Below are 17,107 nucleotides of genomic sequence, written 5' to 3' on the forward strand. Positions count from 1 at the left end.
CGCGTCAGGCGGTGCGGACCATCGACCCGTCCGCCGTGCGGCCGGTGAACGCCGATCCGGACGGGCGCGGCTCCGGCGCGGAGACCTCCGGGTCGGGGGCCGCGGGCCAGTCCTCCCCCGCGGGCACCAGCGACGGCAGCGGCCGGGCGTCGCGCGCGAGGGCCGCCTGGTTGAACTCCCGCAGCCCGCGCAGCAGCGCCTCGCGACCCTCGACGGTCATCCCGGACAGGATCGCGGCGAGTTGGCGTCGACGGTCGCCGCGCAGTTCGGCCAGGAGGCGGTGGGCCTCCGGGGTCAGGTGCAGCGAGATCTCCCGCCGGTCGGTGCGCCCCGGCTCGCGTTCCAGCATGCCCGCGGCCACCAGCCGGTCACACAGCCGGCTGGCCGAGGAGAGCAGCATGTCCAGCCCGCTGGCGAGCCGGCGCAGGTTGATCCCGTCGTGCCGCTCCACCAGCATCACCACCCGCAACTGCGCGGCGGAGACCCGGCTGGTCGTGCGCTCGCGCGCCGACTCCCAGACCGCCAGCAGGGCCCCTGCCGCGGAGTCCAGCTCGACAGCCATACTCGTCTCGGGTCCGCCGGGACCGTGCAGTTGCGCCATGGTGGCCCCGAGCGTACTCCGAATCCGACGACGTTTGGGCTTCTGATCAGGAGTGACGATGGGTGAGCTGGTGGAGCGGGTGCGACGGGCCCTGACCGATGCGCCCCCCGGGCTCCTGCCGGCCCGCGTCGCCGAACTCCTGCGGGAGGCGCACGGCGTCGGGTTCACCGACCTGCTCCAGGTCGACTACCGGCTGGCGGCCCTGCTGCCGCTGGCCGGTGGCGACCCGGTGATCGACCCGGGCGCCCCGGAGTGGCGCTGCTTCGACACGCAGGCGCCGGTCCACGACGACGGGACGGCGTACCTGCCGGTGTCGATGCGCGGCGAGCGCCGGGGGGTGCTGCGGGCCGGCCCGGTGGCCGACGACCCGGCCCTGCTGGCCGAGTTGGCGGAGATCGCCAGGACGCTGGCCCACGAGGTGTCCGCGGTGGACGCCGGCACGGACGTCTACCGGAGGGCGTGCCGCAGCCGGCGACTCACCCTCGCGGCCGAGATGCAGTGGGAGATGCTGCCGGGCCGCAGCCGGGACCGTCCCTCGTTCAGCCTCGCGGGGCAGCTCGAACCGGCGTACGCCGTACGCGGGGACAGCTTCGACTGGTCGGACGACGACGACCGGCTCTGGGTCACCACGATCAACGGCATGGGCGAGGGGGTGGCCGCCTCCATGCTCACCACACTGGCCACCTGCGCCCTGCGCAACGCCCGACGGGCCGGTCTGTCCCTGGCGGACCAGGCCGCCCTGGCCGACCAGGCGGTCTTCGACCTGCACCGGGGCCGGCAGTACCTGGCGACGCTGCTGGTGGAACTGGATCTGCGCACCGGGGTGCTCAGCGTCGTCGACGCGGGCTCCCCCCGGCTGGTGCTGCTGCGCGACGGCGAGGTCTGCGACCAGCCGCTGGAGGAGCAGTTCCCGCTCGGCATGTTCGAGGCGACCGACTACCACGAGCAGCGCGTCGAGCTGCGGCGCGGCGACCGCCTGTTCATGCTCAGCGACGGGGTGGTCGAGGCGACCGGGCAGGACGTGCGCTACGGCGAGACGATGCTGGAGAACTTCCTGCGCCGTACCGCCTCGCAGGCCCCGCTGGATGCCGTCCGGTCCCTCCTCGGCGACCTGCGCACCTTCGTCTCCGGCGAGCTGGCCGACGACGCGGTCGTGGTGTGCCTGGACTGGAACGGGCCACAGCCCTGAGGGGTCAGTCAGTACGCGCCCCGCCCCCGCAGCACCGCGCCGAAGGTCTTCCACAGGATCGTCAGGTCGGCCGCCAGCGACCAGTTCTCCACGTAGTACAGGTCGAGCCGGATGCCGTCCTCCCAGCTCAGGTCGGACCGGCCGCTGACCTGCCAGAGACCCGTCATGCCGGGCTTGACCAGCAACCGGCGGGCCACGTCGCCGTCGTAGCGGGCCACCTCCGACGGAAGCGGTGGCCGCGGCCCGACGAGACTCATCTGGCCCAGCAGCACGTTGGCGAGCTGGGGCAGCTCGTCGAGTGACCACTTGCGCAGCAGCCGGCCCACCCGGGTCACCCGCGGGTCGTCGCGCATCTTGAACATCAGGCCGTCGGTCTCGTTGCGGGCGGTCAGCTCGGCCAGCAGGGCGTCGGCGTTCACCACCATGGTGCGGAACTTGAACACGCCGAACTCCCGGCCGCCCTGCCCCACCCGGGTCTGCCGGAACAGCACGGGCCCCCGGGAGTCGAGCTTGACGGCCAGGGCGATGACGATCAGCACCGGCAGGGCGAGGGCCAGGGCGACGAACGACACCGAGCGGTCCACGAAGCCCTTGACCAGCTTCCGTGCGCCACGGAACTCGGGCGCCTCGACGTGGATGAGCGGCAGGCCGGCCACCGGCCGGGTGTGGATGCGCGGGCCGGCCACGTCGGTCAGCGCCGGGGCCACCACCAGGTCGATGCCCGTTCCCTCCAACTGCCAGCCCAGCCGGCGCAGCCGGGTCGCGGTCAGCTCGCCGGAGGCGGTGACGGCGACCGTGTCCGCGCCGATCGCGTCGGCTGCTTCGGGGATGCCCCGGAAGGACCCGACCACGGGCACGTCGCCGAGGTGTTGGGCGACGGGGGCCAGCAGGGCGTCGGGGATGCAGGCACCGACCACCTGGTAGCCCGCGTACGGCTCGCGGCGCAGCGTGTGCACCAGCTCCAGCACGTGGGCGGTGTCGCCCACCACGAGGACCCGGCGGGACCAGCCGGTGCCCCGGGAACGGGACCGGTGCAGCCGCTTGCGGGCGGCGAACCGGGCACCCTCCAACCCGAGCATGCCCACCGCGCAGGAGATGCCGAGGAAGCCCCGGGAGACGCCGACGTCGGCGATGTAACCGGCGATGGCGATACCGCCGGCGAGGCGCAGGCTGGCCATGCTCACCCGCCGGTACTCGTCGGCACCGTAGCCGACGACCCGGTCGTCGTAGCAGCGCAGGGCCTTGAGGGAGACCAGCCAGGCGAGCACCAGCGCGGGGGCCACCAGCACGTACGGGATCCGGGATCCGCTCGGCGCGGCTCCGCCGAAGCGGGCCGCGTAGCCGACGAGCACCGCCACCGTCAGGACGCTGGCGTCCAGCACGACCAGGGACCGGATGTAGGAGCGCTGGTTGGTGCGGGCACCGGCGCCCCGTGGCGCGCCGCCCGGTGGGGTCGACGTCCTCGCGGGGGTCAACAGCGTAGCCGAGGTCACCGGCCCTCCCAGTTCGCTCGCCGACAGCCCCGGACGGTGATCCGCCCGGATCGCGGACCGGCTCCCGGGGCACCAGGACATCCTGCCCCGACAACCATGGTGGCCGATTGCTTCCGACGCATTGCCGTCAGTTTTCCCGACTGCGGCCACATCCGGAAAGGGCCCCCCGTACCGGTTTCGACGGCACGAGGGGCCCTTCCGCTGATCGTCAGATCAGGACGGGGCCTTCCGCTGGGCGATGGCCCGCAGGTAGATGTCCGTGATCTTGGTCGGGTCGGTCGCGATGAACGCGCCCTCGTTGCCGGCCGCCTTGGTGATGGCGTCCAGCTCGGCCTTGTCCACCTCGGTGCCGACGCCGATCATGATCAGCTGAATCGGCTGCTCCGGGTCCCTCAGCCGCTCCAACTCGGTGAGCAGGCCCTGCCGGGAGATGCCGTCGGCGTCCTCGTTCTTGCCGTCCGTGAACAGCACGATCGAGTTGACCTTGCCGGGCTCCCACTGGTTGAGCACTTCCTTGTAGGCGGCGAGCACCGTGTCGTACAGGCCGGTGTCGCCGCTGGAGGACCGGATCGTGTCGAGACCCCGCTCCAGCGTGCCGCGCTGCCGCGACACCGGCCCGATCGGCACGACCTGCTGGTAGTCGCGGGAGCCCACCAGGTTGGTGGAGAAGGTCCACAGGCCGATCGACCAGGAGTCGTCGGTCAACGTCAGGCCACGCCGGGCCGCCTCGACGGTGACCTGCTGACGGGTGGCCCCGTTGGCGGTCGGGACGGCGGCCTTCATCGAGCCGGACACGTCGATGATGCAGAGCATCCGGCCCGACCGGGTGGCGATCGACCAGCTCGACACGGTCCGCTCGACCGCGATGGGGTCGAGCCCACCCGCCGCGACGCCGCCCTGGACCGACGGCGTGACCGAGGCGTCGCCACCGGCCGGGCTGGGCGCGCCCTGCGGGGCGCTGAAACCCGAGCCCCAGTTGCCGTCGGGAGCGCGCAGGGACTGCGCTGCCAGCCGGTCCTTGAACGCGGCGGTGGTCAGCACCTCGTACAGCACCCGGGCCGCCGACGCCTTCGTCGGCTCGATGCCGGGCAGCACCGCGTACGGGTAGTCCAGCGGCATCGGCGCGGGCTTCAGGTACAGGGCGGCCAGCGGCACGGGGGGCTTACGGCCGTTGTACTGGATCACGTCCTCCTCGGACAACGCCGCCGCGCCGAGGGAGTTGGCGATCGTGGTGGCGTCCGGGGCGGTGGGGAACTTGGCCAGCAGATCCTGCCGCAGCGCCGAACTCTCGGCCGCCAGCGCCCGCAGCGCACCGATCCGGTTCTGGTCCGCCTGCTCGCCGCCCGCGCCCGCGGCCGCGGTGGTCAGCGACAGCAGACCCGACAGACCGGCCGCGTCCCGGGTCGGCTCGACGATGCCGGTCTTGACCGGGCGGTCCTTGGTGACCTGCGCGAGCAGGTCGGTCCACTGGAGTTCCTTCTGCGGCCAGCCGATGCGGGTGGCGATCGGCTCCGGCATGGCGACGACCACCGGGCTCATCGCGATCGAGTTGCCGTTGCCCGGTTCGAAGGCGGCGGCACCGCCGGTCTTGAGCCGCAGCAGCCAGGTCGACGAGTCCGGAACCCAGACGTCGGGGCTCACCGCGGTGCCGCTGGCCTGCCCGACGCCGGCCAGGCTCGCGCCGTGCTTGGCGGCCACCACGGCGGCGACCTCGACCGGGTTGGCGGCGGTGACGGTCACGTCGATGCAGGTGTCGCCCACCGCCGCGCCATCCTGCTCCCACTGCTCGGCGGCGCCCTCCACGGCGGGCGCGAGCTCGTTCGCCACCGCGACGGACAGCTCGATACGACCCGAGCAGTTGGAACCGGCCAGCTGTTGATAGCCGAACCAGCCACCGACGGTGACGACGAGGACGCCGACCGACACAGCGGCGGCGGCACCCTGGATGTTTGAGCGCATACGATGGCGGCCTGCAGACACGCTGACCATCTTCCGTATCCAGGAGGTCAGCTGCCACGGCCGTTCGGACGAAAGTTACTGAGGAGCAACACTTGATCTCCATTTCGTAACTTTGGGTAATCAGTCCACGTCACCGCGTTCCGCTACGCAGGGTGCACGGCCCCCGCACCCCCGGCCCCGGTCCGCCGGGGCGCTCGGGGCCCGCCCGGGCCGGGCGCTCGGGGCCCGCCCGGGGCCGTCAGGGCCGCCGGGGCTCGGGGCCCGACGAAACCGCCGGGGCGCGCGGCCCGACGGTCAGATCAGCACACAGGTCGGGCTGGGCACGGCCACCGGCTCGCCGACCACCTCCGGCACCCCGGTGGCCGGGTCGACCCGGAACACCCGCACCATGTCGGCCCGTTCGTCGGCGACGTAGAGGTGCTCGCCGGCCAGCGCGAAGTGCCGGGGCCACTCGCCGCCGGTGTCGACCTCGGCGACCAGCTCCGGCAACTCCCCGCCGAGCGCGAACACGGCCACCGTGCCGACACCCCGGTTCGCCAGGTAGAGGAAGCGCCCGTCCCCGCCCACCGCGATCTCCGACGGTTGCACGTGCCCGGCCCGGTCGCTGGCATCGACCCGTCCCCGCTGGTGCAGCGCGCCGTCCCCGGTCAGCTCGTACGCCGTGACCGTGCCGTCCAGCTCACCCGCGAGGAAGCAGCGCCGCCCGTCGGGGTGACGGGCCAGGTGCCGGGGACCGGCACCGGGGGCCGTCCGTACCCGGGGACCACGCGGCACCAACCGCCCCGAGGCGGCGTCGAGGTCGTACCGGTACACCGAGTCGGTGCCCAGGTCGACGGCGAGCAGCGGCTGCCCCACCGGCCCCGGGTTCACCATGTGGCAGTGCGCCTGCTCCTGCCGCTGCGGGTCGGGCCCACGCCCCTCGTGCACCACCAGGTCGCTGCGCCCGGCCGGCACCCCCTGCGCGTCGAGCGGCAGGACCGCCACGCTGCCGCCGCCGTAGTTCGCGACGAACAGGTGCCCGCCGTCCGGGGCGACCGCCAGGTGGCACGGTTCGGCCCCGCCGCTCGACCAGGCGCCGAGCGGATCGAGGTCGCCGTCGGCACCCACCCGCCAGGCGCTGACCTGCCCGTCCGGCAGCTCGTGCACCGCGTACAACACCGGGTGGACCGGATGCCGGGCGAGGAACGACGGTCCGGGGGTGACGGCGACGGTGCCGAGCGGGGTCAGCGCCCCCGTGACCGGGTCGCGGCGGGCCGCGACGATCCCGGTGCCCCGGCCGCCGTTGTCCGCCGTGTAACCACCGATGTGGACGACCACGCCCTGAGCTGTCACCGGATCCGCCCTCCGCCGATTCCTCCGTCGATCACACCAGTAGCCCTTCCCCGAACGCCGACCGGTTAGACCGCAATCCTCGCCCCGATCCGGCCCCGGCCGGGCGCGGACGACCCGGTGGCGGGTCAGGCGGGGACAGGCTCGCCCCGCTGGCGCGCCACGTGCTCCACCAGCGCGATCAGCACCAGCTTCGCGGACTGCCGGTTCCGGGCGTCGCACAGCACCATCGGCACGTCGGGGTCCAGGTCCAGCGCCTGGCGTACGGTCTCCAGGCTGAACCGGCGGGCGCCGTCGAAACAGTTGACGCCCACCACGAACGGGATACCCCGCTGCTCGAAGTAGTCGACCGACGGAAAGCAGTCGGCCAGCCGCCGGGTGTCGGCGAGCACCACCGCACCGAGCGCCCCGAACGCCAGTTCGTCCCAGAGGAAACGGAAGCGGTTCTGCCCCGGAGTGCCGAACAGATAGACCTGGAGATCGTCGTTGATGGTGATCCGGCCGAAGTCCATGGCCACCGTGGTGGTCGACTTGGCCTCGACCCCCGACAGGTCGTCGGTGCCGACGCCGGCGTCGGTGAGGATCTCCTCCGTCTGCAACGGCCGGACCTCGCTCAGCGCGCTCACCAGCGAGGTCTTGCCGGCCCCGAAGCCTCCGGCGACGAGAATCTTCAGCGCGAGCGGAACCCGGTGGCCCGGTGCCTCGCGATCACAACGCACGGAGTCCACTGACCACCGCCTTGAGGATGTCATTGTCGGGCAGGTATGCGAGCGGCTGCGGCTGGTGCACCGTCACCAGGCCACGGGCCAGCAGATCACCGAGCAGCACCCGGACCACGCCGAGAGCCAGGTCCAGGTCGGCCGCGAGATCCACCACGGGGGCGCCCGGACCGGCCAGTTCCACCAGCCGCCGGTGCTCGGGATGCAGATCGGGATGGGTCCCGGGGTCAGCGCCGGGTTTCGCGAACACGTACGCCACCAGGTCGAAGCCCTCGGCGGTCGGACGGACCCGACCGCCGGTCAGGGTGTAGGGCCGCACCACGGGACCCGCCTCCCCGTCCAGCCACTCGTGCCGCAGGCGGTGCGGTTCAGCCCGCATCGGGCACCCCCGCCGTGGACCGTACGGGGGCGCTGAGATTCTCGCCCACCCGGGTCACCAGCATCGCCATCTCGTACGCGACCAGGCCGATGTCCGCGTCGGCCTCGCTGACCACCGCCAGGCACGCGCCCTGCCCGGCGGCGGTGACGAAGAGGTACGTCGACTCCATCTCCACCACCGTCTGCCGGACCGGCCCGCCGCTGAGGTGCCGGCTGGCGCCGCGGGCCAGGCTGGCGAAGCCGGACGCCAACGCGCAGAGGTGTTCGGCGTCGGTGCGGTCCTGCCCGGAGGAGCAGCCGAGCAGCAGGCCGTCGGCCGAGAGCACCACCGCCTGTCGGGCACTGGGCACCCGCGTCACCAACTCGTCGAGCAACCAGTCGAGATCGGCATTCTTGTCCGTCGATCGCATCAGGCGTCCCTCTCAGTCGGGATGGGGTTCTCGGTGATCTCCGGCCGGTCGGCGGCACCGCCGGACGGCGTGGGTCCGCCGGCCGCGCGTCGTCCTCGACTGGTACCGGCCTGGAGCGCGGACATGACCCGGCGGGCGTCCTCCGGGCTACGGGGACTGGGAACCGCCGGTCGGGCCCGCACCACCGGCTGCGCGGCGGTGGGCGCGTCCATCACGGGGCGGTCGGCGTCGGTCGGGTCCTGCGGGGCAGCGTCCACGGCGGCCGGCCGGTCGGACCCGTCGGTCGCCGGCCGGGGCCGGACGGCCGGCCCCCGGCGTCGGACCCGGCGGGGCAACCCGTCGATCTCCCCGTCCACGGCCGAGGAGCCGTCGTCGCCGGCCGGACCGGCCGGGCGGTACGCATCCGAACCGCCGACCGGCTCAGGCCGCTGCCGGGTCGACCGGGCGGCGCGCGGGCGGGGCACCGTGGCCAGCCGGGTCGCCCTGGCCAGCCGTCGCCGCTCGGGATCGCCGCCGGACGCCGCCGACGGGCCGCCCGCCGAGGCGGGCAGCGTCGAGGGCTCCTCGGTGACCAGCTCGCCCGGGATGAGCACCACGGCGGTCAGCCCACCCGTGTCCGACGGGCGCAACCGGACCCGCACCGCGTGTCGGGCGGCCAGCCTGGCGACCACGAACAGCCCGAGCCGGGCGGTCTCACCGGGGTCGAAGTCCGGCGGCTCGGCCAACCGCTGGTTGGCCTCCGCGATCGCCGCGGCGCTCATGCCCAACCCCCGGTCGGTGATCGACAACGCGTAGCCGTTGGCCACCAGCTCGCCGCGGACCTCGACCCGGGTGTCGGGCGGCGAGAACACGGTCGCGTTCTCGATCAGCTCGGCCAGCAGGTGGATCACGTCGCCCACCGCCCGGCCCAGCACCCCGGCGGGGTGCACTCCGGCCGTGTCGACCCGGTCGTACGACTCCACCTCGGAGATCGCGCCGCGGATCAGGTCGACCACGGCGACCGGGTTGCGCCAGCCCCGCCCGGGCGCCGCGCCGGCCAGGATCACCAGGTCCTCGGCGTGGCGACGTAGGCGGGTGGAGAGATGGTCGACGCGGAAGAGGTCGGCCAGTTCGTCCGGGTCCTCCGTGTCGCGTTCCATCCGGTCGAGCAGGGCGAGCTGGCGGTGCACCAGTCCCTGGCTGCGCCGGGCGATGTTCAGGAACACCTCGCTGAGCCCTCGACGCAGGGTCACCTCGTCGGTGGCGGCTCTGATGGCGACCTTCTGCACCTCGATGAACGCCCGCGCGACCTGCCCGATCTCGTCGGCGCCGTGGTCGAGCACCGGCGCCTCCCGGGCGAGGTCCACCTCTTCACCACGACGCAGCCGGTCCACCACCTCCGGCAGCCGTCGCTCGGAGCGCTCGAGCGCCCGGCGCACCAGGGTGAGGCGCTGGGCCAGGGACCGGCCGACCCGCACCGCGACCAGCAGCGACGCCACGACCGCGACGAGCCCGAGCAGCCCCGCGGCGGCGAGGCGCACCAGGATGCGTACGGCGGTGGGCACCGACCGGTCGGCGAGGCCGTCGGCCTGGCTCAGCTCGTAGTCGCGCAGCGCCTGCCACACGTCGTCGTAGGCGGCCGTCCAGTCCTGCGCGTCGACCGGTGGGCGGGCGGTGCGACCAGCCGCCACGATGTCGTCCTGCATGGAGCGCAGCCGACCGAAGGCGTCCTGTTCGGTGAGCCGCTGGTAGGCGACCCGGTCCGTCTCGGGCAGGTCGGCGACCGCCGTCTCGGTCAGGAACCGCTGGTTGCCGATGGTCTGCACCAGCTGGGTGTGCTCGCCGTCGTCGAACCGGCCGGCGGCGAGGGCACCGGCCAGCAGGGAGTCCACCTGCCCCAGCAGCTCGCGGGAGCGGCCGAGGGCGGTGACCGCCAGCGCCTGCCGGTTCAGGTTCTGGTCGGGCAGGTCGGCCATCGCGGCGAACGATCGGAAGGCCGAGGTGATCATGCCGCTGTAGAGGCCCACCGCGCCGGCCCGGTCCATCGCCCGCCGGTCGATGAAGGTACGCCCGACGGGCAGGGCCTCCAGGTCGGTCACCAGCCGGTCCAGTCGGGCGTCCAGCAGGTCCGAGGCGGCGTCACGCAGCGCGTCCCCGGAGATCCGCCGGCGCAGCTCCGCGATCGCCGTGTCGGTGCGCTCGCGCTGCTCGGTGAGTTCGGGCAGCGCGCACGGCGCGGGTGGCCGCTCACAGGTCGCCTCCGCACGGGCGAGGAAGACCGTCGACAGTCGACGCTCCCGTTGCAACTCGGCGACCACGACCTCGCCGGGCCGGCCGAGGTCGTAGAGCAGGGTCCGCGCGGCGAGCAGGTCGAGCGCCGGGCCGAAGGTGAGGGTGGTCGCGAAGATCCAGAGGGCGAGCAACGCGGTCACCGGAACGACGACCAGAGCGGTCAGCTTCGAGCGGATCGGCCAGTCGCGCGTGTTCAATCAAACCTCGCCCGGAGGGTGTGGCAGCAGGGGACGCCGGCACCGGCCGGGCAGCGCCGCCAGCCGGCACGCGCCCCACTTCTCGCGGGACACCGGCCCGGGCGCCTTGGGCAGGATACGAAATCCCCGCCGGAAGCACTACCGTCCGTGGAGCCGGCCCGTACGCGGCCGGCGGCCGAGGTACGCCGACGCCCGGCTGCGGGCCGGGTTTCGAGTGTCGCTGTGCCCGGTGCGGCGCCGGTCGGCGACCGGGTGGACGTGGCCGCCGGTTCGTCGCCGATCGTCCCGTACGCCGGAACTCGACCCCGCCTGCGCACCCGGTCCGGTCTTCGGCGGATGCCCCGCCGGGTGGCCCGTGCTGACGGGTCGGACGCACCCGGGTCGTCACCGCCGACAAGGAAAGTGACCGGATCGGGATTGGCGATCAGTGCAGGGAGGGAATACCAGGCGACGAAGGAGGAGCCATGTCGCCCACGCAGGTAATCGTCATCGTTCTCGTCGTCCTGGTGATCGCGGCGGTGGTCGCGGCCGTCGTGGTCCTCGGCCGACGCCGGGCGCTCAAGCAGCGCTTCGGACCGGAGTACGACCACGTCGTCGCCGAGCGGGACAGTCGCAGCGCCGCCGAGCGGGAGCTGCGTGACCGCGAACGCCGGCACGCCGAACTCACACTCACCCCGCTCGACCCGGAGTCGCGCGCCCGGTACGCCGCGGCCTGGGAGGAACTCCAGGTCCGATTCGTCGACTCCCCCGCCGACACGGTGGGCGAGGCGGACGAACTGGTCTCCCGGCTCATCGCGGAACGGGGCTACCCGACCGGGGACTTCTCCGACCAGATCGCCCACCTGTCGGTGGAGCATGCCCGCACGCTGACCCACTACCGCGACGCACACGACATCCACCTGCGAAACACCCGGGGCGAGGCCAGCACCGAGGAGCTCCGCCAGGCGGTCGTCCACTACCGGGCCCTCTTCGCCGACCTGCTCGGCGAGGAGCCCGTCGGCCAGGCTGCCGGTCACCGGACGCCGCAGCAGCGCCACCCGGACAGCCCGCACGACGTCACGAACCGCTGAGGAGATCACTGATGCGCCAGGATGAGCAGCGGGTGGACAACGACCACCCCGAAGCCGTGCGGTCCGCACCGGTGCCGGTGCCGCCCGCGACGTCCGGCGGCACCGCCGCCGAACCGGACGACCGGACAGAGGCCGAGGACACGACCAGCGGCCAGGGGCGGGTTCGCCCATGGGACCGCCGGCCCGGCGACGACGAGGGCGAGTTCCACAAGCCTGGCCCGGTGCCGACCGCCTTCGGGGCGACCAGCGTCGGCGGTGCGGTCGCCGCTTCCGCGCTGGCCAGCCCGCTTCCCGAGGACGAGCCGGATCCGCGCGAGGAGCGCACCGCGCGCCCCGGCGACGGCGCCGTCGGCGGTGAGCGCGAGGGGCGCCGGGCCGACCCGACCGGCCAGGCCGACGGCCCGGAAGATCCCGGGGCGTCGGGCTACGGCAGCGCCGACCCGGAGCTGGTCGACCCGGACGCGGTGCCGGCACAGACCGAGAAGGCCCTCAGCGCCGCGGCCCGGCCCACCGCGACGGCGGTGCCGTCCGAGCCGGCGACCCTGTTCGACCACGACACCGCCCAGGGCTTCCGGGACCGCTGGCGGGACGTGCAGCTGCGCTTCGTGGACGACCCGAAGGCCGCGGCCGGCGACGCCCAGTCACTGGTCGACGAGGCGATCCAGGCGCTGGCGGCGGCCCTGCGTGCGCAGAAGGAGAAGCTGGGCGGCTGGCAGGACAGCGGCTCGGCCGACACCGAGCAGTTGCGGATGGCGGTACGGCAGTACCGCGACTTCCTCGATCGCGTCCTCGGTCGCTGACCGCACCACCGGCGGGGCGTCCCGGCAGGGGCGCCTCGTCGTCGCACGTCCAGGGCGGTAGGCGGCACGACGGTGGACGCATGGCCGTCGGCGCACCGGGTACGCGGCAGGGTCCGCCGAACGCGCCTGGGACAGGAGGGCAGCACGATGACGGATCGTGACCGGCAGCGACCGCTGGAGGAGAGTCCCGAGATGGCCGCGGCCGTGGAGGACGAGACCGGCATCTCCGAGCTGATGGACGGGGGCGACGCCGACCGCGACACTCCGTCCTTCGTGGGCCCGGAGGACGAGGTCATCGGGGACCCGTACGCGGCGGGGACCGGCGCCACCGGCACCGGTACCGGTACCGGCACGGTACGTACCGGTGCGGAACAGCCCTGGGAGCCGGAGGACCTGGTGTTGGCGCGGGGTCAGGACCTCACCCCGCAGAACCTGGAGCGGGCCCGCCGCGACCTCGCCGAACTGGGGCGGGCGGCCATCGAGAAGACGGTGCCCTGACCCGGCCACAGCACCGGCACCGCGTGCCCCGACCCGTCGCCACCTCGAAGCCGGTGCGGCCGGGCCATTGGACGCCCGGCCACCGGTGCGGCGGGCCACCGCGGTACCGGGCCACCGCGGTACGGGGACGCCGGGACGCCGGGGCCACCCACGTGAGGGGCCCCCGACCCGACCGGTGCGCGGTCGGGCCGGGGGCCCGGGTAACCTGCCGCCGCAGCGCCTCACCTACTGCTGGCGGCGGGTGTGCCTGACGCTCAGGAGAGCGGCGGGTAGGCGTTGTTCATCAGCTCGGTGAGCTGCGCCGGGAACCAGGCACCCGAGATCGGGGCGTCCGGCAGGGCACCGCTCATGCTGTTGCCGTTGCGGGCGTTACCGGTGTAGGTCGGGTCGCACATCCGGTCGAAGCCCTTGCCCTCGTTGTTCGGGATCTCCTTGCTGGAGCCGTCCGACTCACCCGGGGGCTTCACCCAGACGTAGGCGTCGATGCCCGGCTCGGGGGCGGCCTGCGGCCGCTCGCCGAGGCCCGCACCGGCCTGGTTGCACCAGTTACCGGCGTGGATCCGCCGGTCGACCCGGCCACCGTCGACGTACGCGTCCACGCTGGTCGTCGGGCCCGCGCCGGTCGGACGGGCGCTGCCGCCCCAGCCGTTGCGGGAGGTGTCGATCAGCATGCCGATGTTCGAGTTGAAGCCGCGGCTGACCAGCTCCTGGCGGAACGCCTGGGCGAAGGACAGCTCGTCGACGTAGAAGTTCCAGTCGATCCACTTGGACTGCCGCACGGTGGTGCCGTTCACCGTGTCGGTGATCTTGATGTACGGCTCCCGCAGCGCGGAGTAGTTCGCGGTGTTGACGATGAAGCCGTGCACGTGGTTCACGGTGCTGCCGGAGGCCACCGCGGCGTCCTTCAGGATCTGCGCGGTCGGGCCGAAGTTGCTGTCCCAGCCGATCCAGCCGTGGTGCGCGGCGTCGATGTAGTTGTAGACGTTCGGGATCGCGCCCAGCTTGGCCAGGGCGTAGCCCACGCCGTTGACGTACGCGCCGTTGGCCTTCACGGTGTCGCACATCGTGGTGCCACCCGGGTTGCCGGAGGTGTTGGTCACCAGGTTCGGCAGCGAGTCGATCTCGATGACGTTGATGATCCGCAGGTTGCGGTACTTCGCGTCACCCTGGATCGCCGCGATCGGGTCGATGTACTCGGCCTTGTAGCGGGGCAGCTCGTCGGCCTTCAGCTCGCCGTTGGAGGCGAGGGCGGCACAGTCACGGCCGGGCAGGTTGTAGATGACGATCTGGATGTAGTCGGCACCCTGCTCGAGCGCCTCGTCCAGGTGGTCACGCAGACCCATCGCGCCGTTGGAGCTGCTGTCCGGGGTGCCGTTGATGGCGGCGATCCGGTCCAGCCAGACGGCGGTCGGGGTGTTCGAGATCCGGTTGCCACCGGGCACCGACTCGGCCTTGGCCTTCCACTCAGGGTTCACGTACCCCTGGGCGTTCAGGTAGGGGTTGTCCACCTTCTGCCCCGGCGGCGGGGTGGTGGGCGGAGGCGTGGTGGGCGGCGGGGTGGTGGGCGGAGGCGTGGTCGGCGGCGGCGTGGTGGGCGGCGGCGTCGTCGGCGAGGTGCCGTTGCAGGCGACCCCGTTGATGGTGAACGCGCTCGGTGCCGGGTTGCTGCCGCTCCAGGTGCCCTGGAAGCCGATGTTCGTGCTCGCGCCGGAGGCCAGCGAGCCGTTCCACGACTGGTTCTGCGCGGTGACGTTGGCCCCGGACTGGCTCCAGACGGCCGACCAGCCCTGGGTGAGGCGCTGGTTGGCGTCGGGGAAGGTGAACCCGAGCGTCCAGCCGTTCAGCGCGTCGCCGACGTTCTTGATGTCGATGCTGGCGGTGAAACCGCCCGGCCACTGGTTGGTCGTCCAGGTCACGTTGCACTGGGTGGCGGCGTGGGCGGCGGTGACCGGAAGGGTCACCAGCGCGCCCGCCACCAGCGCGCCAGCGCCGGTGAGGGCTACGGCCCGACGGGGGCCGGACAGCCTTCTCCACAGATTCATACATGAACTCCTTGGGCGAGACCGGATCCGCGTACGGCCCGGCACGTGGCCCGTGGGACGTCCTGCGGACGACCGCCGGTGCCAACGGGATTCTTCGGGGACGCCCGACCCGGACGGGCGTTGGTGGTGGGGTGACGCACCGGCCTCGGCCGGCAGCGGGTGTCGTCCGGACGAACCGGTGCCCTCGACTCCTGCTTACGCGGTGTGGCTCCCCGAACCGCGTGCAGAGATTCTTGCATGGGAGCGCTTCCATAGCAATGCCTGGATGCGGGTGAGCTCACCGGGCGGCGCACGCCGGAGCCGGACGCCCCCGCGCCGACGGGGACGATCGCCCCGCATCGACCAGCAGGTCAGCGCGGCCCCGAACCACGCTAGCGGCGGCCAACCCGGTCGCCAACCCCGAATGTCCACAGGACCTCACGAAGGCGTCTTGACGGGAGCTAACCGCAAAACACGAATTTTTCCCTTCATAGGTCGTGAAACGGTCTAACGTCGGTTCTGGCTCGGTTGTCACCGGGCCCAGGACAACCAGGGATGGAGTGACGCAGGTCATGGCTAACAGGATGCTCGGGAAGGTCGTCGCGGGTGCCGCCCTCGGTGGCGCTTCCCTGCTGGTTTTCTCGCCGACGGTCGCCCTCGCGGACGGCCCCCAGCCCGTTGACGAGGGCAAGGTCTACGCCAAGCCCCACGCTGTCAAGCCGGGCCACGAGGTCAAGCTGCTCCAGGTCTGCGAGGAGCCGCAGGAGCACGCGTACGTCTGGTCGGAGGTGACCGGCAAGGTGAAGCTCAAGCCGGCCCACGACCACGGGGACCGGGGCGGCGACCGCGGCGACTGGCGCGATCGGGACGGCAAGGACCGGGGTGGTGACGACAACGGCCGGCCCAAGCCGCCGACCAGCAGCCCGCAGCCGACACCCACCACCACCCCGCCGCCGGCCAACGGCACCCAGCCGCCGGCCGAGGGCGACCAGCCGTCAGCCGGTGGCCAGGGTGGCGGTGACGTCGCCCCCGACGGGCAGGACAAGGACCGGAAGGGCTACGAGCACGGCCAGGACGCGGAGGCTGGCCGTGACGACAAGGGCCACGAGGGATACGGCCGTGGTGACTGGATGAACCACGACGACTACCTCGGTGGCGCCGACAGCCGCGACCGGAAGGACCACGACAGCGACTGGGCCGGCGGGTCCGACGAGCGTGACCACGGCTGGGAGCACAAGAAGGACTTCGTCTACTACGGCGAGGCCGTGGTCTCCCCGGACGCCGCCCCCGGCACCTACGAGCTGGAAGGGTCCTGCGGCACCGGCGAACTGGTCGTCCTGCCGCACGGCGGCGTCGACGGCGGTGACGGTGGTGTCGGTGCCGGCACCGACCGCGAGCTGGCCACGGCAGGGGCGAGCCTGGTGGGCGCCGCCGCCCTGGGTGGCCTCGTGCTGATGCGCCGGCGTCGGGCCGATGCGTCCGTCGCCTGACGTCACGGCGACACGGGCCGGCGGCCGCCACGGGACACCGTGGCGTGCCGCCGGCACCGCCGTCGTCGTCCTGCTCGCCATGGTCGGCGCGGGGCTGATCGGTGCCTCGCTCAAGACCGCCCCCGCCCCGCGACCACCCCAACCGGCGGCCCAGGCCGGGGCCGCCGCCGACCCGCCGCCCGTCGTCGCGACGAACCCGACGGCAGCGGTGCCGGCACTGCCCCGGTCCGCACCCACCACGGTCACCATCGCCCGCATCGGGGTGCACGCGCAGGTCATGTCGCTCGGCACCAACCCCGACGGCACGGTCGAGGTTCCCCCGTTGGAGCAGGCCCACCTGGCGGGCTGGTACTCACCGGGGGCCAGCCCCGGTGAGGCGGGCAACGCCGTCATCGTCGGACACGTCGACTCGGCGGCGACGGGGCCGGCGGTCTTCTTCTCCCTCGGCGCCCTCCGGCGGGGCGACACCGTCGGCGTCACGCGTGAGGACGGCCGGCAGCTCACCTTCCAGGTCGACGACGTGCGCTCGTACCCGAAGGCCGCCTTTCCCACCGAACTGGTGTACGGCCCCAGCGACCGGCCGGGTCTGCGGGTGGTCACCTGCGGCGGCGTCTTCGACGAGGCGACCCGCGACTACCCGGACAACGTGGTCGTCTTCGCCTCCCTGGTGGGGTGACCGCAC

Annotated in this window: 15 protein-coding genes; 6 read left to right on the plus strand and 9 right to left on the minus strand. The window is 73.1% G+C overall.

The genetic code is table 11. The features are described from left to right. Positions 1 to 4 precede the first annotated feature (4 nt). Positions 5 to 562, minus strand: coding sequence for a MarR family winged helix-turn-helix transcriptional regulator (locus tag GA0070616_RS07290; protein ID WP_091078326.1), 558 nt, complete (start codon positions 560 to 562; stop codon positions 5 to 7). Positions 563 to 659: 97 nt separating this feature from the next. Here GA0070616_RS07290 and GA0070616_RS07295 point away from each other — a divergent pair, with 97 nt between their 5' ends. After that, entirely contained in the window at positions 660 to 1,790 is a 1,131-nt protein-coding gene (locus tag GA0070616_RS07295; RefSeq protein WP_091090133.1) for a PP2C family protein-serine/threonine phosphatase, read from the plus strand. Between the two features lie 8 nt (positions 1,791 to 1,798). Here GA0070616_RS07295 and GA0070616_RS07300 read toward each other — a convergent pair whose 3' ends face one another. The 7 genes from GA0070616_RS07300 to GA0070616_RS07330 form a co-directional block, all read right to left on the minus strand. After that, positions 1,799 to 3,283, minus strand: a complete 1,485-nt coding sequence (locus GA0070616_RS07300; protein ID WP_091078329.1) for a sugar transferase — start codon at positions 3,281 to 3,283, stop codon at positions 1,799 to 1,801. 213 nt (positions 3,284 to 3,496) lie between these two features. Continuing rightward, positions 3,497 to 5,263 carry a substrate-binding domain-containing protein gene (locus GA0070616_RS07305; protein WP_091090137.1) on the minus strand — a complete coding sequence of 589 codons (1,767 nt, stop codon included), beginning with the start codon at positions 5,261 to 5,263 and terminating at the stop codon, positions 3,497 to 3,499. Positions 5,264 to 5,536: 273 nt separating this feature from the next. After that, complete coding sequence (locus tag GA0070616_RS07310; RefSeq protein ID WP_091078332.1) at positions 5,537 to 6,574, minus strand: lactonase family protein; 1,038 nt, start codon at positions 6,572 to 6,574, stop codon at positions 5,537 to 5,539. 125 nt (positions 6,575 to 6,699) lie between these two features. Further along, positions 6,700 to 7,299, minus strand: coding sequence for a GTP-binding protein (locus GA0070616_RS07315; protein WP_091078336.1), 600 nt, complete (start codon positions 7,297 to 7,299; stop codon positions 6,700 to 6,702). Next, positions 7,280 to 7,669, minus strand: a complete 390-nt coding sequence (locus GA0070616_RS07320; RefSeq protein ID WP_091078340.1) for a DUF742 domain-containing protein — start codon at positions 7,667 to 7,669, stop codon at positions 7,280 to 7,282. The genes GA0070616_RS07315 and GA0070616_RS07320 overlap by 20 nt, the downstream gene beginning before the upstream one ends. Beyond that, entirely contained in the window at positions 7,659 to 8,078 is a 420-nt protein-coding gene (locus GA0070616_RS07325; RefSeq protein ID WP_091078344.1) for a roadblock/LC7 domain-containing protein, read from the minus strand. The genes GA0070616_RS07320 and GA0070616_RS07325 overlap by 11 nt, the downstream gene beginning before the upstream one ends. Next, entirely contained in the window at positions 8,078 to 10,546 is a 2,469-nt protein-coding gene (locus GA0070616_RS07330; protein ID WP_091078349.1) for a sensor histidine kinase, read from the minus strand. Before GA0070616_RS07330 ends, GA0070616_RS07325 begins: the two co-directional genes overlap by 1 nt. A 464-nt stretch (positions 10,547 to 11,010) precedes the next feature. On the opposite strand from GA0070616_RS07330, the gene GA0070616_RS07335 reads away from it, so the two are divergent. The 3 genes from GA0070616_RS07335 (at position 11,011) to GA0070616_RS07345 (ending at position 12,914) form a co-directional block, all read left to right on the plus strand. Further along, positions 11,011 to 11,616 (plus strand): hypothetical protein, encoded by a 606-nt coding sequence (locus GA0070616_RS07335; protein WP_091078352.1) that lies wholly within the window; start codon positions 11,011 to 11,013, stop codon positions 11,614 to 11,616. 11 nt (positions 11,617 to 11,627) lie between these two features. Then, positions 11,628 to 12,416: a hypothetical protein gene (locus GA0070616_RS07340; RefSeq protein WP_091078356.1), complete on the plus strand. Its 789-nt coding sequence runs from the start codon at positions 11,628 to 11,630 to the stop codon at positions 12,414 to 12,416. Between the two features lie 147 nt (positions 12,417 to 12,563). Continuing rightward, complete coding sequence (locus GA0070616_RS07345) at positions 12,564 to 12,914, plus strand: hypothetical protein (protein ID WP_091078359.1); 351 nt, start codon at positions 12,564 to 12,566, stop codon at positions 12,912 to 12,914. Positions 12,915 to 13,168: 254 nt separating this feature from the next. On the opposite strand, the gene GA0070616_RS07350 is transcribed toward GA0070616_RS07345, so the two are convergent. Continuing rightward, positions 13,169 to 14,956 (minus strand): glycoside hydrolase family 6 protein, encoded by a 1,788-nt coding sequence (locus GA0070616_RS07350; RefSeq protein ID WP_091078363.1) that lies wholly within the window; start codon positions 14,954 to 14,956, stop codon positions 13,169 to 13,171. A gap of 551 nt (positions 14,957 to 15,507) precedes the next feature. On the opposite strand from GA0070616_RS07350, the gene GA0070616_RS07355 reads away from it, so the two are divergent. Next, a complete protein-coding gene (locus tag GA0070616_RS07355; protein ID WP_091090141.1) occupies positions 15,508 to 16,425 on the plus strand; it encodes a hypothetical protein in 918 nt (305 codons plus the stop codon). After that, positions 16,409 to 17,101 (plus strand): class F sortase, encoded by a 693-nt coding sequence (locus GA0070616_RS07360; RefSeq protein ID WP_091078367.1) that lies wholly within the window; start codon positions 16,409 to 16,411, stop codon positions 17,099 to 17,101. The genes GA0070616_RS07355 and GA0070616_RS07360 overlap by 17 nt, the downstream gene beginning before the upstream one ends. The last annotated feature ends 6 nt before the right edge of the window (positions 17,102 to 17,107 follow it).

This window comes from Micromonospora nigra (assembly GCF_900091585.1).
Lineage (GTDB): Bacteria > Actinomycetota > Actinomycetes > Mycobacteriales > Micromonosporaceae > Micromonospora > Micromonospora nigra.